Source organism: Bradyrhizobium sp. SZCCHNR1015 (assembly GCF_032489875.1).
Lineage (GTDB): Bacteria > Pseudomonadota > Alphaproteobacteria > Rhizobiales > Xanthobacteraceae > Bradyrhizobium.
Window position 1 is genome coordinate 619,927 of the sequence record NZ_JAUEYW010000001.1, and the last position, 17,026, is coordinate 636,952.

Below are 17,026 nucleotides of genomic sequence, written 5' to 3' on the forward strand. Positions count from 1 at the left end.
CAGTGCAGATCGCACATCGCAAGGAGCCGGTCATGATCAAGTTCACATCGTCAACGAGGACCCTGCAGCTGGCCTTCGCGACCGCCGTCCTGCTGCCGATCTCGGCTTCGGCGGAGACACCAATGACCGCGCGGCAGATGCTGGCTCACGCGCAAACCCAGGCCCTCAATGTCCCCAGCGATATCAGGAAGCCCGAGTTGGACCGCAGCGAAAAGATCACCAGCGAGGCCGCCTCCGCAGGCAATGCCGCCATCGCCGCCCCGCTTCCGGTCATCGAGCCGCCGGCGGCGATCTCGCCGCCAGCCCCGGCGCTCACCTCACTGGCTGCGCCCGTCCCGGCGCCTGAGGCAGCTTCATCGCAGACGCGTACCAACTCGCTCACGGCCGCCGCGCCCGTTGCTGAAGCTGCCAAGACGTCGAATCCAGTGCTCGCGACATCCCCCGCGGCGGTCACCACCGAAGCACGCCCGATGGCACCAGCCCCGACTCCGCCCGTCACGGCCGCAGCTTCACCGGTGCTGGTCCCCGCGATCGCTCCTGTTGCCGCGCGGCCCCGGTCCGGCCTCCCGGCCGCGGCGGCCACACAGGCCACGGGGACGCAACCGGCCGCTTCGTCGTCCGCCGAAAAGCCTGCTCCTGTACGGCATCAGCCAACCCGTGCCGGCGCGGCAGCGGCCCGTCCTGCACCCAAGCCGGCTGCAAGATCGTCAAGACACAGCGACGAGGATGCCATCAGTACCCGGATCTCGCGCATCATGCGCCGGCCGGACGTGCAGTCCCTGATGTCGCAATACGGCCTGGACTGACAACGAGCACCGCCGGACGATCGATGCTGATCGACATCAGGCCCGGCGGCTGATCAGTTGGCCGGATCGAACATGCACTGCAGCGCGGGTTTCGCGATCTTGGTGAACGTGGGACCGATCTCCGCTCGCTTCGGTGCGGGCACCCAATCGGTCTCTATGGTCGGCACGCCGGTCTCACTGATCCCGCGCAGCAGCGCCTCACGCAAGTCGGCATCCTCCACCATCGCGGCCGCATGATCATGCAGGCAGGAGCAGACAGCTTCGGGATGCGTCCACCGGTCGAGCATATGAGGCGCACACAGCCGTACGAACTCGCCGCGCAGATCTGGCAATCGGGTCGTCGTCCGCGCCTCGACGGAGGACCAGAAGAGGCACGACAGCGCGGCAAGCGCCGCAGCATCCAGTCGAAAACACATGGTGGACCGCTGGTTCTTGTTTTTTGTCATGTCATCCACGCGGGCCGGGACGACACGATTCGCATGTCGCTGATGCTTTCATACCCGCTTCACGTTTCAAGCGGTCTGCGGCACGGGCACAAAATGGTTTCATGGCCCCTCCGCTTCGTTTCATCGCGACCACCCGACGACACAGAATACAATCAAAACGAGAGTGACCTAAAGCGCCACCCGCTTTGACCGCGCCAGCGCCATCCAAGGCAACCGTCAATCTGCCGACGGAGAGCTTCTTAACGACCTTGCGTTAATCGTGGCCGGCAGGGCGAACCTCCCAGCTCACCACGGCAACCCAGCAGCGCGGCGCGTTGGGAGACGACGTTGCTCCCTCAGGGTCACCATGGACAAGCGCTTGCACACACCCAAGCCGAAGGTATCTCGCCGCAGCTCCCTGGCTACGCCGATGGCGCAGCAGCGGACCGAGAGCTACGCCGCCTCGGCCCCACAGAGCTTGGTGCGGCTGATCGGCTGCCACGATCCCGCCAAGCACAAATTGCCCAGCGAGGCTTTCGGCAGCCGATCGTCTCTTGGCACATCCCTTATTGAATGAAATCGCCGCACTTCTGGACTGCGCCGTCATCGGCTTTGCCCCAAGGCATGATCGGGACGGAGGAGGTCGAGTTCTTCGGCGAGCCCTCGATCAGCCTGTCCGAGTAGACCATGTAGACCAGCACGTTGCGCTTGGCGTCGCAGCCGCGAACGATCTGCATCTTCTTGAAGAACAGCGACCGCCGCTGCCGGAACATGTCGTCGGCCTGTTCGAGCTTGCGCTTGAACCTGATCGGGCCGATCTGCCGGCATGCGAGCGAGATGTCGGAGACCTCCTCGGCCAGGCCCAGCCAGCCGGCATATCCGCCCTTCTGCGGCACCGTGAAGTGGCAGGCGACGCCCTCGACCTCTGGATCATCAACGCCATAGGTCGCGAGCTTGTCATTCGGGCTGAGCAATTTGAACACGGTCGACCGACGGAAGATCAGATCCGGCTCGTCCGCGGCGTATGCTGAGATGACAGGCGAGGACAATCCGATAAGCAGTAGGCAAGCGAGGGTTTTCAGCCACAGATCAAACCGTTTGGTGGCTCTGAACGACATGTCGGTCTCCGTTATACCGCCGATGCTCGGCATACCGCCCATGTAGGGACACAAATGCCTGCAAGGAAGGCGCTCCAGCCCGTGACCTTCCACTACCCGTTTAACGGGATGTGAGGCTTTTCTGCTACGATTGGAACGAAATCACGCAGGGCAGAAGCCCCAAGCTGGTGAACGCAGACTCCGTCTGCGACACTAAAGACCAGATGGTTCTTGAGGATTTGCCGGAATGCTCTGCGTTCGTGCGGCCGCCAGGGGGCGGTTCTATTGTGCAGCAATCGTTTCAGTTCCGCTTGCCCTCGCAGCGACTTCACAGGCTGACGCAGCGTCTTATTACTACTGGAACGACTCTCAGCCCGTCACCATTGCTCCGACCTTACGCCCGGCCGCGCCGCGCAAGGCCAAGGCGCGCCACCTCGACAAGCTGAAGACCGAGAAGGAGGCTGCCAAGCCGCAAGGGCCGGTCACGATCGCGGTGTCGATCAACAAGCAGCAGCTCAAGGTCTACGACGCAAACGGTCTGTTCGCGGAAGCGCCGGTCTCGACCGGCATGAAGGGACATTCCACCCCGATGGGCGTGTTCAGCGTCATTCAGAAGCAGAAATTCCATCGCTCCAACATCTATAGCGGCGCCCCGATGCCGTTCATGCAGCGCATCACCTGGTCGGGCGTCGCGCTCCATGCGGGCGTACTGCCCGGCTACCCGGCCTCGCATGGCTGCATCCGCATGCCGCCAAGCTTTGCAACCCGATTCTATGGCTGGACGCGGATGGGATCCCGGGTCCTGGTCACGCCGAACGAGGTGGCTCCTGCGAGTTTCTCGCATCCGATGCTCGCTGCACTGAAGGCGCCGCAGCCGAGCGCATCGGTGCAACCCGATGCGACTGCGCCGGCGGCGATCAAGTCGGACAAGGGCGCGGCCGTCACCACCGCGATCACAGTCGCGACGACGGATCTGCGCGCCACGATCGGTCATGCCGAGAGCCCTCGCTCCGGCGAAGGATCGCCCGCCGCGTCGCGCCAGGTGCAGACCGCCGACGCCGCCAACGCCAACGGACTCCCACCGATGGTCTCGGATGCTTCCCCAAGCGTCGAACCATCGCGCTCGCCACCGGTGGAGGTTCAAAGCAATACTGCCGATCTGAAGCCCAGTGTCGCCGAGACCAAGATTGAGCCTGCGACCGCCGACGCAGAGGCCAAGTCTGCCCCCGGCGACGTCGCTCCGGCGAGCGAGCCAACGAATGCTGCGCAGGTGGCCGCTCCGGCTGTCGAGAAGCCGGCTGAGGCATCGAATGCCGAAGCCACCGGTTCGACCGAACTCAAGCCTGCCGAGTCCAAGCCGGCTGAGTCCAAGTCGGTAGAGTCCAAGCCCGCCGACGCCCCGATCGCGGACCAGCCTGCGTCGCCGTCCACACCGGCGGCAGAGGCACCGGCGAAGGCGGTCGATCCCAACGATCTCGCCAAGGATCAGTCGCGTGTTGCCGCGCCGGACAAGCCGATTGCGCCCAAGCCCGAATTGAAGCGCAACAGCCAGATCGCGATCTTCATCAGCCGCAAGGATTCGAAGCTGTACGTGCGGCAGAACTTCGCTCCGGTGTTCAACATCCCGGTCACCATCGCACCGGGCGACAAGCCGCTCGGCACCCACGTGTTCACCGCGACGGCTGACAAGGCCGATCCGGCGACGATGCGCTGGTCGGTCGTCTCGCTGCCCTCCTCGGCGCGGAGCACCGCGGCGAACGATGGCGCCGCCAAGGCGGTCCGACGCGGCAAGAAGTCCGCGGGCGCCGATGCCGAGCTGAAACAGGTCGTTCAGCTGAGCAGCGCAGCCGAGGCGCTCGATCGCATCACCATTCCCGCCGACGTGATGGCGTGGCTCGGCGAAGCCCTGTCGACCGGAAGTTCGCTGATCGTCTCCGATCAAGGCATCAACCAGGGCGAAACCGGCGAGGGCACGGACTTCATCCTTTCGCTGCGCTGAAGACCGACGCCGTCCCTCTTTCCGCCCTACGGCAAGGGTATCCCGTGCCGCAACGCAGTCTGATCCAGCGCAACGCCGAAGCCGTTCACGCATCGGCAGGTCGAGCGCGGGCACATTCATGCTGACGGGGCTGGCTCTGCTCAGGGAGATTCACATGATCAATCGCAGGATGGTTGTTCTCGGCATCGGCGCCTCGTTGTCGGGCGCGGCGCTCACGTCGCAGGCGGCTCATGCCGACAATGCGGTGAGCAAGATGACCGCCTACCGCTTCTCCTTCCCGGCGCTGGCCGGTGAGCCGATTCGGCTCGCCGATTTCGCCGGCAAGCCGGTGCTGGTCGTCAACACGGCCTCGCAGTGCGGCTACACCCCGCAATACACCGGCCTCCAGAAGCTGTGGAGCGAGTTCCATGAGCGCGGGCTGACGATCATTGCCGTGCCGTCCAACGACTTCAACCAGGAGCCCGGAATCGCCGGCGACATCGCCGAGCTGGCCAACAAGGACTATGGCGTGACCTTCCCGATGACCGCCAAGGCGGTGGTCACCGGTTCCAACGCCCACCCGTTCTACCGCTGGGCCACCGAGGCGCGGCCCAAAGAGACGCCGCGCTGGAACTTTCACAAATATCTGATCGGCCGTGACGGCTACATCGCCGACGTGTTCGCCTCCTCGGTCGAGCCGACGGAGACGCGGGTCAAGACCGCGGTCGCCCGGCTGCTGGCGAACGGCTGAGCAACACTCGGCAGGAATGCGGCGGAAGCCGGCAACTTCCCCCGTGTTTTTGCCTCGTTTCCTTTTGGCGCCACTCCGGCTGCTGGGCTAATATCCCGGCCGGATGACGGAGCGACTCTCGGCACTGGCGCTCCCGTTGCAACAACCCCGAGGAAACACGATGCGGATTGCAGCAGGATTGGTGTTCGCGAGCTCTTTGGCGGCTTCGCTGTTGACGTCTGGCGTGGCGTGGTCGCAGGCGCAGCGCACGGCGGCGGCACCGACCCCGGCTGCTGCCGCACCCGTACCCGCTCCGGCCGCTGCGGTGCAGACCCAGCCGCCGCGCGCGCCCTGCATGAACCCCGAGGCGCTCGGCGTCGGCCGCACCGTCGAAATCGACACGACCGGCGGTCCAGGCTTCGGCTTCGAGCACTTCAAGGACCTCGACTTCCTGAAGGATCACGAGGTCGTGCTGACCTTCGACGACGGCCCGTGGCCGGAGAACACGCCCAGCGTGCTCAAGGCGCTTGCCGACCAGTGCACCACCGGCATCTTCTTCATCATCGGCAAGCATGCGACCTATTATCCGGAGATCCTGAAGCAGGTCTACAATGCCGGCCATACGGTCGGCACGCACACCTGGTCGCATGCGGCGCTGACCAACAAGAAGCTGACCGAGGATCAGCGCAAGGAAGAGATCGAGCTCGGCATCAGCGCCGTGAAGTGGGCGCTCGGCGGCAACTCGCCGGCGCCGTTCTTCCGCTTCCCGGCCCTGCAGCACCCGCCGGAGATGGTGACCTATCTCGGCACCCGCAACATCGGAATCTTCTCCTGCGATCTCGACTCGTTCGACTTCAAGGCGCGCAATGCGCAGGCGGTGCTCGACGTCACCTTCAAGAAGCTCGACAAGCTCGGCAAGGGCATCATCCTGATGCACGACTTCCACAAGCATACCGCCGAGGCCCTGCCCGAGATGCTGCGCCGCCTGAAGGCCGGCGGCTACAAGGTGGTCGCGATGCGCGCCAAGGCGCCGGTGCAGTCGCTGCCGCAATATGACGAGCAGCTCGCCAAGGTCGCGAAGCTGCCGACGGTGAGCCAAAGGCCGGTCTCGAGCGTTGTGACGACAGTGTCCGAATGAGACAGGATTCCTTTCGTCAGTGACCAAGCTTCGTATCGAAGGTTACGTGATCGTGTCGGCCGACGGTATGTTGGCCGACGCGCACAATGCGATGCCGCCCGCCCTGAAATTCCCCGGCGACGCCGCATTCTTTTCCCAGGCCCTCGATGGCGCCGATCTGATCGTCCATGGCCGCAACTCCTATGAGGACCAGCCGAACTCGCCGAAGCGCCGGCGCATCGTCGTGACCCGCAAGGTCGCGGGGCTGGCGCCGGATCCGGAGAAGCCGCTCTCTACCCTTTGGAATCCGGCGGGCGCCTCCTTCGAAGCCGCCTGTGAAGCCGCGGGCGTCAGCTCTGGCACGGTGGCGGTGATCGGCGGTCCGGTCGTGTTCGAGATGTTCATGGACAGCTACGACAGCTTCTTCCTGTCGCTGGCGCCCCACGTCTCCCTGCCCGGCGGCGCGCCGTGCTTTCCAGGCGTCGGTCCCGACCGATCGCCGCAGCAGGTGCTGACGGCCCACGGCTACACGCCGTCCAATCAGCTGATGCTCGATCCCGCCGACGACGTCAGCGTGACCGCCTGGAAGCGATCCGCTTAAGGCTCCCTCCTAGATATCTCCGTAGGCGCTCTGCTCCGGTGCCTTCGGGCCCTTGCCGTAGCCGAAGATCATGAACAGCGCGCCGATGATCGACAGGTTCTTCAGCGCGTCGATCAGGGTCTTGGCGTTGTCGGGCGGGGTCTGGTTCCAGAAGTCATGGAAGTAGAAGATGGTCGCGCCGACGAACAGGATCATCAGAGCCGCGAAGAAACGCCCGAGAAAGTTGAGCGCGATCATCACACCGGCGAGCACCTCGAACGCGCCGGCCGCGATCGCCAGGATCTGCGGCATCGGCATCTTGGCGGCGGCCTCGAGCTGCGCCGCATAGGGCGCGAGCATCGTGGGAATCGTGACCTTGGCGGCGATCAGATCGGCGGTGGCGGCAATGCCGAACAGCTTGGTCGCGCCCGTGTAGATGAAGATCACGGCGAACAGAACGCGCCCGAACGTAATGAAACCCGGCATTCTCGCCCTCACGGATCAACTTCAAACGATGTGTCGCCGGCCTACAGGGCCGGATATGTGACGTCGCGAACGCTTTTCAACAATAAAGGCGGGCGGAATACGACCGAAACCGGACGAATTCCGCCACACTTCGATCACGCCAACCGCTTTACGCGAACAGCGTCGGCTGCGCCCTCCCCGCCCGCTCCTGGGCCTCGACGGCGGCCACCGCCGTCATGTTGAGAATGCCGCGCGCCGTCACCGATGGCGTGAGGATATGCGCCGGCCTGGCAGGGCCGATCAGGATCGGCCCCACCGGGACCGCATCCGCCAGCACCTTGATCATCTGATAGGCGACGTTGGCGGCATCGAGATTCGGCATGATCAGCACGTTGGCCGAGCCCTCGAGATTGGAATGCGGCAGGATCGCCTTGCGCGCGGTCGCCGACAGCGCGGTGTCACCCTGCATCTCGCCGTCGGCCTCGAGGTCGGGACGATGCTGCTTCAACAGCGCCGTCGCCTGCCGCATCTTGCGCGACGACTCCGTGTCGTAGCCGCCGAAATCGGAGTGCGACACGAACGCGATCTTCGGCTTGATGTTGAAGCGCGTGACGTGGTTGGCCGCGAGCGAGGCCATCTCGGCGAGCTCCTCAGCGGTCGGATCCGGCCGCACCTGGGTGTCGCCGATGAAATAGGCGCCCTTGCTGGTGATGGTGAGCGCCAGCGCCGCGTAGTCGCTGACCCCCGGCATGAAGCCGATGATCTCGCGGACATGACGCAGATGGCTCATGTAGCGGCCCTCGACGCCGCAGATCATGGCGTCCGCCTCGCCTCTGACGACGGCGAGCGCCGCGATGACCGTGGCGTTGGTCCGCACCACCGTGCGCGCCGCATCCGGCGTGACACCACGGCGGCCGGCGATCTCGATGTAGCTCTGCACGTAAGAACGGTAGCGCGGATCGTCCTCGGGATTGACGAGGTCGAAATCACGCCCGGCCTTGATCGACAGGCCGAAGCGCTTGATGCGGGCCTCGACAACGCTGGGACGACCGACCAGGATCGGCCGCGCCAGCTTCTCCTCCAGCACCACCTGGGTGGCGCGCAGCACGCGCTCGTCCTCGCCCTCGGCATAGATCACGCGGACCGGCTGCGTCTTTGCCTTGGCGAACACAGGCTTCATCACCAGGCCGGAGCGGAACGCGAAACGCTCCAGCAGCGCGGTGTACTCGTCGAAATTGGTGATCGGCCGCGTCGCGACGCCGGACTCCATCGCCGCCTTCGCCACCGCGGGCGCGATGCGCAGGATCAGGCGCGGATCGAACGGCGACGGGATCAGCGACCCCGGGCCGAAGCCCTGCGTCTCGCCGCTATCGAAGCCGCGGCTCACCGCATCCGAGGGCGGATCCTGGGCGAGCTGCGCGATCGCATCGACAGCGGCCTGCTTCATCGCCTCGTTGATCGCGGTGGCGCCGACGTCGAGCGCGCCGCGGAAGATGAACGGGAAGCACAGCACGTTGTTGACTTGGTTCGGGAAGTCCGAACGCCCGGTGCAGATCATCGCGTCGGGCCGTGCGGCGCGCGCCTCCTCCGGCATGATCTCCGGATTTGGATTGGCGAGCGCCATGATCAGCGGCTTCTCGGCCATCTGCTTGAGCAGCTCCGGCTTCAGCACGCCGCCGGCGGACAGCCCGAGGAAGATGTCCGCGCCACCGATCACATCGGCGAGCGTCCGCTTGTCGGTCTTCTGCGCATAGACCGCCTTCCACGGATCCATCAGCGTGTTGCGGCCCTCATGGACGACGCCGTCGATGTCGCAGACCCAGATGTTCTTGCGCTGCGCGCCCATCGACACCAGCAGATTGAGGCAGGCGATCGCGGCGGCGCCTGCGCCCGACGTCACGATCTTGACCTCGGAGAGCTGCTTGCCGGACAGCGACAGCGCGTTCTTGATCGCGGCGCCGACGATGATTGCAGTGCCGTGCTGGTCGTCATGGAAGACCGGGATCTTCATCCGCTCCTTGAGCCGCGCCTCGATCTCGAAGCACTCCGGTCCCTTGATGTCCTCGAGGTTGATGCCGCCGAAGGTCGGCTCCAGCGCCGCGACCGTCTCGACCACCCGGTCGATGGTATCGGCCGCGATCTCGATGTCGAATACGTCGATGCCGGCGAATTTCTTGAACAGGACCGCCTTGCCCTCCATCACCGGCTTGGAGGCCAGGGGGCCAATATTGCCGAGGCCGAGCACAGCGGTCCCGTTGGAGACGACGGCCACCAGGTTGGCCCGCGCGGTCAGCGATGCCGCCTCGGCCGGGTTGTTGGCGATCTCGGTGCACGCAGCGGCGACGCCCGGCGAATAGGCCAGCGCCAGGTCGCGCTGATTGGCGAGCGGCTTGGAGGCCTGGATCTCCAGCTTGCCGGGCCGCGGCAGGCGGTGATAGGCCAGGGCTGCGGAACGAAGATCTTCAGAATAGGACGACGACATACGTGCTCCAGCGTTTCCGACCCGGATTTTTGGTCTCTTGAGTCTCGGTCAGACGTCGGTTTTTCCGGCCGGTGGAAGCGCATGTGATGCACGCTGGGCGGCTTTCATGCAACATCCGAAACCATGCTCGCCGGCATCCCGGGCCAGCGATTCCCCAATTCGCAGAAGCACATCCCTACTCCATCGATTTCATTGAGACCATCACCACTTGCTGCCTAAGCCTTGGGCGGAGCACATCAAATGACCCGTATCGTGATCGGAATTCTCACGGCTGTCGCGCTGGCCGTCGCTGGCCTCGTCGGCGTGCCCTGGTACGCCCAGAGCCGCGCCGAGCGCGAGGTCGAGGCGAGCTTTGCCCAGATCCGGCAGAGTGGCGCCACGGCAACCCATGGCAAGGTCGCCTTCGACCTGTGGAGCCGCAAATTGACAATCGCCGACGTCAAGCTGGAATCGGCGACCCAGCCGCCGGCCAGCGTCACGCTTGGCACCGTCACCGCGACCGGCCTGAGCCAGCCTGATTCCGAGCATGTCACGGCCGCCAGCATCGAGATCGGCGACATCGCCATGGCCGGCCAGATCCCCGGCCCCTCGCCGCTGCGCCTGAGCTACAAGCTGCCGCAACTGGTGGTGAAGGATTACGCCGGCCCGGCGCGGTTCGCGGCGATCCCGGCCGGGGCGGGTGCGCTCGAGACCACCCGCGCCCTCGCCCAACAGCTCGCCACCGTCAGCGCCACCTCGGCCACGGTGCCGCGGGTCACCGGCACGATGGAAGGCGGCGCCGCGGTCGGGCCGACCGAATTCGGCTATTCCGGGCTGGTGGTGGACGGCATCAAGGGCGGCCGCATCGACAACTACAAGATCCAGGAAGTCACCTTCAGCACGGCGGCGCAGCCGCCGAACGGCAAGGTCGAGACGGTGCGCGGCCGCATGCTCGACATCGTGACCAAGGACATCGACGTCAACGCCATCGTCGCCCTGTTCGCGACCGAGTCCGCCAAGGACGATCGTGCCATCCGCCTGAGCGGCTCCGCCGGGATGGGCCTCTACGAGATCACGTCCGATCTCGGCATGCGCATGCACATCGACGCCCTGACGATGGACGAGTTCGGCGTGCGGCCGTCGCGCATCCAACTGCCCGCGCTGGTCGCTGCCCTGACGCCGACCTCGCCGCGAACGAGCGCCATGACGCCCGACCTCATCGACAAGGTGGCCAGCATCTATGACGGCGTCCTGTTCAAGAACGTCGAGGTCCGAGGTCTGGCGGTCGAGACTCCCGACGGCCCGGTCAAGGTCGCGCTGACGCGGTTCGACCTCGACGACGGCAAGGGCGACGTCGCGTTCGAGGGCTTCGACGGACGGACCCCGAACGGACCGGTCAAGCTCGGCCGCTTCGCGGTCAAGCGCTTCGACATGGGCGGTATGCTGCGCCAGACCGCCAAATTCGCCGTGCCCGGCGCCAAGCCCGGTGCGGCCGAAGCCCTGGCGCTGTTCAAGCTGATCGGCGGCATCGAGCTGAAGGGGCTGACGACCTCCTACAAGGCGAGCACCAAGCCGGTGCAGATCGACAATTTCAGCCTCGACTGGGGCCAGTTCGTCGGCCCCATCCCGACCCAGGCGCACCTGGTGGCCAAGATGGCCGGACCTCTGGATGCGTCCAATCCGGCGCTGCTGCCGCTCCTCGTCGCCGGCATCGACACCGCCGCGTTCGACGCCGATCTCGGCCTCGGCTGGACCGAGAGCTCGGGTGCGTTCGCGCTCCAGCCCTTCAAGCTCGAGGTCAGCAACCTCATCGCAGCCTCGGCCAATGTCTCGCTGTCGCAGGTGCCGCGCGACGTGTTCACCATCGACCTGCAGCAGGCCACGACGGCAGCGGAGCAGATCGAGGCCAGCGGGCTGGAATTGACCCTGCGCGATCTCGGCGCGGTGGACGTGCTCGTCGCCAACTACGCGCGCGGTCATGCGATCACGCGCGATGCCGCGCGCAAGGCGCTGGTCGACAGCATCAAGGCGATCGGTGCCCAGGTCGCCGCCGACAACATCGATGTCGCCAGCGCCGTCGAGGCCATCAGCCGTTTCGTCCAGACCCCGCGCCAGACCTTCACGTTGAAGCTCTCGCCGCGCGCCAAGGTCCCAGCCCTGCAGCTCGCCCAGCTCATCGCCATCGACCCGCCGAGCGCGCTGGCGCAGTTCAAGATCGAGGCCCAGACCGCGCCGTGACTTGAGCCGCGATGTGAGGGGAGAGTGAGTCCCCGCCTCTCTCCTCCGTCATACCCATTCCGGGGCGCGCGCAGCGCGAACCCGGAATGACAACGATGGGATTTGTGCACGGGGCTGACATCGGTACGATGGCGAGGACGGCCTTTGTCCCATGAACGTCCGCGTTCTTCGCATCCCTCATTCAAGTCAACTCGCGAGCCACGCGCGTCCCCGATCCCGCGGCGCGAGCGCCCGAGTTATTCCGGTCGTTCGGCCCTCTCTCAGATGAAGAGGGCGCAGGGAATGCCGGGTGCTGGCCGCAACCCATGGCCCGCCTGCGAAAAAAATGCAGGCGGCAGGTACCACAGGTGCTGCCGATCAACCGGCATTCCCTGCGCGGTGGGCTTTTCGGCTGCTTCGCGCTCTCCTCGGGGACCGGCTTGTTTGCCCCCGTCATCCGCGCGATGCCGGAAGGCATCTTCCGCGAACTTGACACCAGCATCGGGGTGTCAGGACCACACGACTTGACCGTCTGCACCCTGCCTTTCGTCCACGCGCCACGCGCGCTGCGACAGACTGCAGCCACCGCCTCCCCGCCTCACGTCTCGTGACGACCGCGAACCGTCCCTCTTCATCGAGGCGGGATGGCCGGAAATGTGGCGGTGATTTGCCCGACGGCGCAAGCGGAATGATTGCGTCAAACTAACACGACGGGCAGATTGCGCATGGCGGGATTGCGGGGATTGCCCGTCGGGCTGGTCTCGGCCCTGTCGGCAACTATCAGTCAGGTTCCTCGACAGATCACGCGGTATGGGTCCCGGCGTTCGCCGGGACGACAGTTGTGTTTGGCGCTCGACCGCGGCCTTGATTGCCGGCTACGCGCGCCACTCGCACCGAAGGATGATCGATCGCATCGGCCTTCTGCTGAAAAGGGCCGCCTGCGGTGATAATACGAACGTCATGCCCCACCTCTCCACCTTCCTCGTGTTCCTCTCCGCCGCACTCATCGTCGCGCTGACGCCCGGCCCCGGCATCTTCTATATCGTGGCGCGGACGCTGGCCGGCGGGCGGAGCGAGGGGCTGGCGTCCAGCGTCGGGCTTGGGCTCGGAGGGCTCGTGCACGTGACCGCCGGCGCCGTCGGGCTGTCGGCGCTGGTGATGGCGAGCGCTGAGGCGTTCGCGGTGTTGAAGATCGCGGGCGCGTTCTACCTGATCTGGCTGGGCATCAAGACATGGCGGGAAGCGCGGGTCGCAGGGCCGGCCGAGGTGACGACGACCGGCAGCCGGCCCGCCTTCCGCGAGGGCATCGTCGTCGAGGCGCTCAACCCGAAGACGGCGGCGTTCTTCCTCGCCTTCATTCCGCAGTTCGTCGATCCCACGGGCCACGTCGCCGCGCAATCCATCGTGTTCGGGCTGATCTCGGTCGCATTCAACACCAGCGTCGACCTGGTCGTGACGTTCTGGGCCGCCAGAGCACGGCACGGTCTCGTCACGCGCCCGAGCCTCGTGACGCGGATGCGGCAGGCGTCGGGCGCCGTCATGTGCGGCCTCGGCGGCGCGCTGCTGTTTGCACGCCGCGCAAGCTGACGCAAACCAGCAGCTCGTTCGCTGTCAGGAAGCGAGCCCGCGGGCAGCGGTGCGGTCGGTGCCTCATCAGCCGATGCTGTCGCAACCGCCCTCACCTAGTCACGGTAGCGACAGAACTCGTCGCCATTTTCGTACTCGTAGCAGATCTTGATACGGCGATACGGCCGGTCCTCGTCGAAGCTGCTTGAACGGCGATCCATGTCGTCGTCGCGCTGCATGCGCGAACTCCTTCCCGTGGTGCGATGGTCCATGTCCTGGTCCATCATGCGGCCCATGCGGTGCTGGCGCATGCGATCCATGCCCATCCGATCGTCGTCGCGCTGTTGCGTGGTCCAATCGCGGTTCACCTTGGTATCTTCGGCGCTCTGCCGCTCGCGCTCCCGGGCCTGGTCCGCCTGCTGGGGCGTGCGTTCGGGCTGCACAGGAACGGCTTGGGACTGGCCCGTTCGAGGCGTGGTGTCGGCCTGCTCAGCCAGAGCTGCGGCGGACACGAAACAAGAGGACAGGAACAGAACGGTCGCTGCTGCTGAAACGCGCATGGTTCATCCTCCATGAGAATGCTCTCTAACCGTGCGGCTCAGGGTTGGTTCTAACGAACTGCCGGCTTTCGATATTGCGCCGCAACGACCGTCGCGGCGCCGCTGTGTCGCCCTATGCGGCGGAGTGAAATCGTGGGCGAACGACGCCGGTTTGAGTATTCCGCAGCCGTTCTTTGTTGCCGTGGCCGCGGCGAAGGCCAGGCACACCAGTCCGAAAGCAGCGTTGCACCTGCCGTCCGGAGCCCGGCGTCCCGCGTCAACCCGAGATCAGGTCGTGGGTGGTTCCACGCCGCCGCCAGTATCTCGCACGCAGCCGCGGTGCGATCTGCCAGGAGAGAATGGCGGCCAGCGCCACGCTCGATGCGATCATGACCGGCATCGCGATCATCGCGTGATCGCTCAGCGGCGTGAGGAGAATGGTCAGGACTCCCGCGCCGAACAGCACAGCCTGAACCATCATGAAGATCATCGCCGAAATCTGTGTTCGCACGGACATTGCAGTCGCCCACAGTTGTTGCGCATGCAATCCAAACCCGAAATCCGGCCAACTGTTCCGCCTCACCATGAGCTCAGGACGGCAGGCCGCAGCCTCGTCCGCCCGAACTCATCGCAGCGGCACCGGAAGTCAGCGGGAAGCGTGGGCGACGCGGCAAGGCCCGGCGATGGCCGTCTTGCCGCGCCCCCCTCCGCGCCTCATTCCAGCTCGATCGCCTGGTAGGTGCCGGTCTCGTCGAGCGCGGTGCCCCAGATCTTGTGCGAGGCCTGATGCTCGGCGCGTCCGAAGGAGAGCTTGCTGCCGAGCCCGAGGTCGATGCTCTGCATCGACTCCAGCGTATCGACCAGCCGCTCGGTCTCGAGCGGCGTGGTCTGCTTCAGCGCCTGGATCAGGATGCTTGCCGAGATGAAGCCCTCGAGCGAGGTGTAGTCCGGCGCTTCGCCCGGGAAGTACTTCTCCAGCGCGGTCTTGTAGTCGAGCACCAGGCTCGAATAGCCTGCGACCGAGGGAACGCCCTGCGTGACGATGACGCCGTTGGTGTATTTCGAGCCGAGCAGCTTCAGCTCGGCCGCGAGCGACGACGATCCGACCGCCGAGATGTTGGCGTAGATCAGCCCTGGAACCGCCTCGTGGGTCTTCTCGATGAATTTCGCCGCCGCGCGGTCGGTCGCGATCATGATCACGGCCTTGATCGGCGGCTTGGTCTGCGCCTTCAGCTTGCCGACGGCCTCGTCGACGTCCAGCGTGCCGCGCGGAAAACCGTAGCGGATGATCGGATCGTTGATGCCGTTCGCGCGGAACGCCTTGGCGACACCGTTGGCACCGTCGTCGCCATAGGCGTCGTTCTGCGCGAACACGGCGATCTGCTTCGCCGGGATGCGCTTGACCTTCATCAGGTAGCGCACGATCGCCGCGGTCTCTTCGGCGTAGCTCGCACGATAGTTGAAGACGTAGCGGTCGGGCGGATCGCGGCGGACGACGGCGGAGCCGCTATAGGGCGCGAAGAACAGCGCGCGGCGCTCCAGCGCGTAGGGAATCGCCACCGCGTTGTTCGCAGTGCCCATGTTGCCGATATAGCCGAACACCTGGTCCTTCTCGTACAATTGCGTCATGGCGCCGAGCGTCCGCGTCGGATCATAGCCATCGTCGGCAGCGATCAGCCGCAGCTTGCGGCCGTTGATGCCGCCGGCATCGTTGGCGCGCGCGAACGCGGTCTCGATGCCGAGCTTCATCTGGCGCGCGGACTCCTTGCGGACTCCAGAGAACGGGATGACGGTGCCGAACCGGATCTCAGTATCGCTGACGCCGTGCGGAAGCGGAGGCGGCAGGTTGGCCGTGGGCTGCGTCGAAGCGGCCGCGGTCGAGGGAGCCAGCGCGAAGGACAGCGAGGGAGCCGCCGACTGCTGCTGGCTGAGCGACCGCTCCAGCTCTGCCAATTGGCGCTCTGCGGTCTGACAGTTCACCTGCGAGGACGCGACCCGCCCGCGGCCCTCGGCGATGTAGCTGTTGAAGGTGCGGATGAGCCCATCGCGCTCGCCGCCGTTCGAAGAGCCCTGGCGGATCACTTCGCTGAATTGATCGATGATGGTCTGGACGCGTCCCTGGGCGATCTCGCGGCACGTCGCGGCCTGACCGACGACCGGACCGACGCGGGCGGCGAGATCACGAACGACATCGGGGGAAATGGGGACAGCAGAGGCGGCAGGGACGAAGAAGCAGGTTCCGAGAAGGAGCGCACACCAGCGAACGGTCATTTTGAACTATCCGTCTTCTTGTGATTGGTTGGCTATGTTCACTACATGAGTCAGACAGGCTTCTATTAAGGACAGGTTGCATAACACCGCAACCGCCATTCGACTGATCGCTGTCGCCTGGAACTCATAGCGAGCCGCACTGCTCGATCGCGTTCTGCGTTGGGTCTCGCAACGCGCCGAACTAACAGCCGGCACCATCGATTAGTTCTCAGAATCAACACTTTGCCGCGGGGCACGACGGCCCGATCCTGTGGCCGTTCGAAGAGCTCGGCGCGATGCGCGAGAGCGCATCCGGAGCCGCCTCGACGCAATCGAAGGCCCGGACGAAGTTGTTCGCAGTGTTAACCAGCCTTAACGCGAGAACATCAAATACGGAGCGACGCCTTCAAGGCTGGGTCATCTTGCTCCGACGTGACGGCCTAACCGGCGACGACATGCCGCAGCTCGGGGCCGATAACGACGAGCCGAGACGGATTGCGCTGTTCGGCTGGATCGAGACGCGCTCGGGGATCGCCTAGGAGACGTTCGAGCCGCCGGTCGACGCGATCCACCATTTCGTCGGCAAATGGATCGCGTGCGTCGTGGTGCCCTGCACGTCGCCGCCGCTCTGTTTCATCACGCCGTCCGCCGCGGCGGCGTCCTGACGCGGATGCTGCCGGGCCGTTCGGCAGCGTGATGTTATAGCCCGGATGAGCGGAGCGACATCCGGATTCTCACGAGCTGCATAGGAGAACCCGGATGTCGCTTCGCTCATCCGGGCTACGGACTACATCG

At 65.4% G+C, this 17,026-nt stretch carries 14 protein-coding genes; 7 read left to right on the forward strand and 7 right to left on the reverse strand.

All coding sequences use genetic code 11. From position 1 onward, the window contains the following. Positions 1–32 precede the first annotated feature (32 nt). Positions 33–806, forward strand: coding sequence for a hypothetical protein (locus tag QX128_RS02855; protein WP_316236620.1), 774 nt, complete (start codon positions 33–35; stop codon positions 804–806). A 53-nt stretch (positions 807–859) separates the two neighbouring features. Here the strand turns inward: QX128_RS02855 and QX128_RS02860 are convergent, their stop codons facing one another. Together QX128_RS02860 and QX128_RS02865 are read right to left on the reverse strand one after the other, a co-directional pair. Further along, a complete protein-coding gene (locus QX128_RS02860; RefSeq protein WP_316181020.1) occupies positions 860–1,222 on the reverse strand; it encodes a hypothetical protein in 363 nt (120 codons plus the stop codon). A 575-nt stretch (positions 1,223–1,797) separates the two neighbouring features. After that, positions 1,798–2,349, reverse strand: a complete 552-nt coding sequence (locus QX128_RS02865; protein ID WP_315800246.1) for a CreA family protein — start codon at positions 2,347–2,349, stop codon at positions 1,798–1,800. A gap of 226 nt (positions 2,350–2,575) precedes the next feature. Here QX128_RS02865 and QX128_RS02870 point away from each other — a divergent pair, with 226 nt between their 5' ends. From QX128_RS02870 to QX128_RS02885, 4 genes are all read left to right on the forward strand, one after another. After that, positions 2,576–4,327 (forward strand): L,D-transpeptidase, encoded by a 1,752-nt coding sequence (locus QX128_RS02870; protein ID WP_316236621.1) that lies wholly within the window; start codon positions 2,576–2,578, stop codon positions 4,325–4,327. Positions 4,328–4,481: 154 nt separating this feature from the next. Next, a complete protein-coding gene (locus tag QX128_RS02875; protein WP_316236622.1) occupies positions 4,482–5,057 on the forward strand; it encodes a glutathione peroxidase in 576 nt (191 codons plus the stop codon). A gap of 160 nt (positions 5,058–5,217) precedes the next feature. Further along, the gene (locus QX128_RS02880) at positions 5,218–6,174 is read left to right on the forward strand and encodes a polysaccharide deacetylase family protein (protein ID WP_315800249.1); all 957 of its coding nucleotides are present in this window, start codon (positions 5,218–5,220) and stop codon (positions 6,172–6,174) included. A gap of 19 nt (positions 6,175–6,193) precedes the next feature. Further along, positions 6,194–6,754 carry a dihydrofolate reductase family protein gene (locus tag QX128_RS02885; RefSeq protein WP_316180866.1) on the forward strand — a complete coding sequence of 187 codons (561 nt, stop codon included), beginning with the start codon at positions 6,194–6,196 and terminating at the stop codon, positions 6,752–6,754. A 9-nt stretch (positions 6,755–6,763) separates the two neighbouring features. Here the strand turns inward: QX128_RS02885 and QX128_RS02890 are convergent, their stop codons facing one another. Together QX128_RS02890 and QX128_RS02895 are read right to left on the reverse strand one after the other, a co-directional pair. Further along, a complete protein-coding gene (locus QX128_RS02890) occupies positions 6,764–7,219 on the reverse strand; it encodes a DoxX family protein (RefSeq protein WP_315800251.1) in 456 nt (151 codons plus the stop codon). Positions 7,220–7,367: 148 nt separating this feature from the next. After that, positions 7,368–9,680 (reverse strand): NADP-dependent malic enzyme, encoded by a 2,313-nt coding sequence (locus QX128_RS02895; protein WP_316180869.1) that lies wholly within the window; start codon positions 9,678–9,680, stop codon positions 7,368–7,370. Between the two features lie 240 nt (positions 9,681–9,920). Here QX128_RS02895 and QX128_RS02900 point away from each other — a divergent pair, with 240 nt between their 5' ends. Together QX128_RS02900 and QX128_RS02905 are read left to right on the forward strand one after the other, a co-directional pair. Next, positions 9,921–11,897 (forward strand): hypothetical protein, encoded by a 1,977-nt coding sequence (locus QX128_RS02900; protein ID WP_316236623.1) that lies wholly within the window; start codon positions 9,921–9,923, stop codon positions 11,895–11,897. Positions 11,898–12,836: 939 nt separating this feature from the next. Continuing rightward, positions 12,837–13,463, forward strand: coding sequence for a LysE family translocator (locus tag QX128_RS02905; protein WP_316236624.1), 627 nt, complete (start codon positions 12,837–12,839; stop codon positions 13,461–13,463). A 95-nt stretch (positions 13,464–13,558) separates the two neighbouring features. Here QX128_RS02905 and QX128_RS02910 read toward each other — a convergent pair whose 3' ends face one another. From QX128_RS02910 to QX128_RS02920, 3 genes are all read right to left on the reverse strand, one after another. Beyond that, positions 13,559–14,002: a hypothetical protein gene (locus QX128_RS02910; RefSeq protein WP_315800255.1), complete on the reverse strand. Its 444-nt coding sequence runs from the start codon at positions 14,000–14,002 to the stop codon at positions 13,559–13,561. Between the two features lie 256 nt (positions 14,003–14,258). Then, positions 14,259–14,498 (reverse strand): hypothetical protein, encoded by a 240-nt coding sequence (locus QX128_RS02915; RefSeq protein ID WP_315800256.1) that lies wholly within the window; start codon positions 14,496–14,498, stop codon positions 14,259–14,261. A 197-nt stretch (positions 14,499–14,695) separates the two neighbouring features. After that, the gene (locus tag QX128_RS02920) at positions 14,696–16,252 is read right to left on the reverse strand and encodes an ABC transporter substrate-binding protein (RefSeq protein ID WP_316215655.1); all 1,557 of its coding nucleotides are present in this window, start codon (positions 16,250–16,252) and stop codon (positions 14,696–14,698) included. Positions 16,253–17,026: the final 774 nt, after the last annotated feature.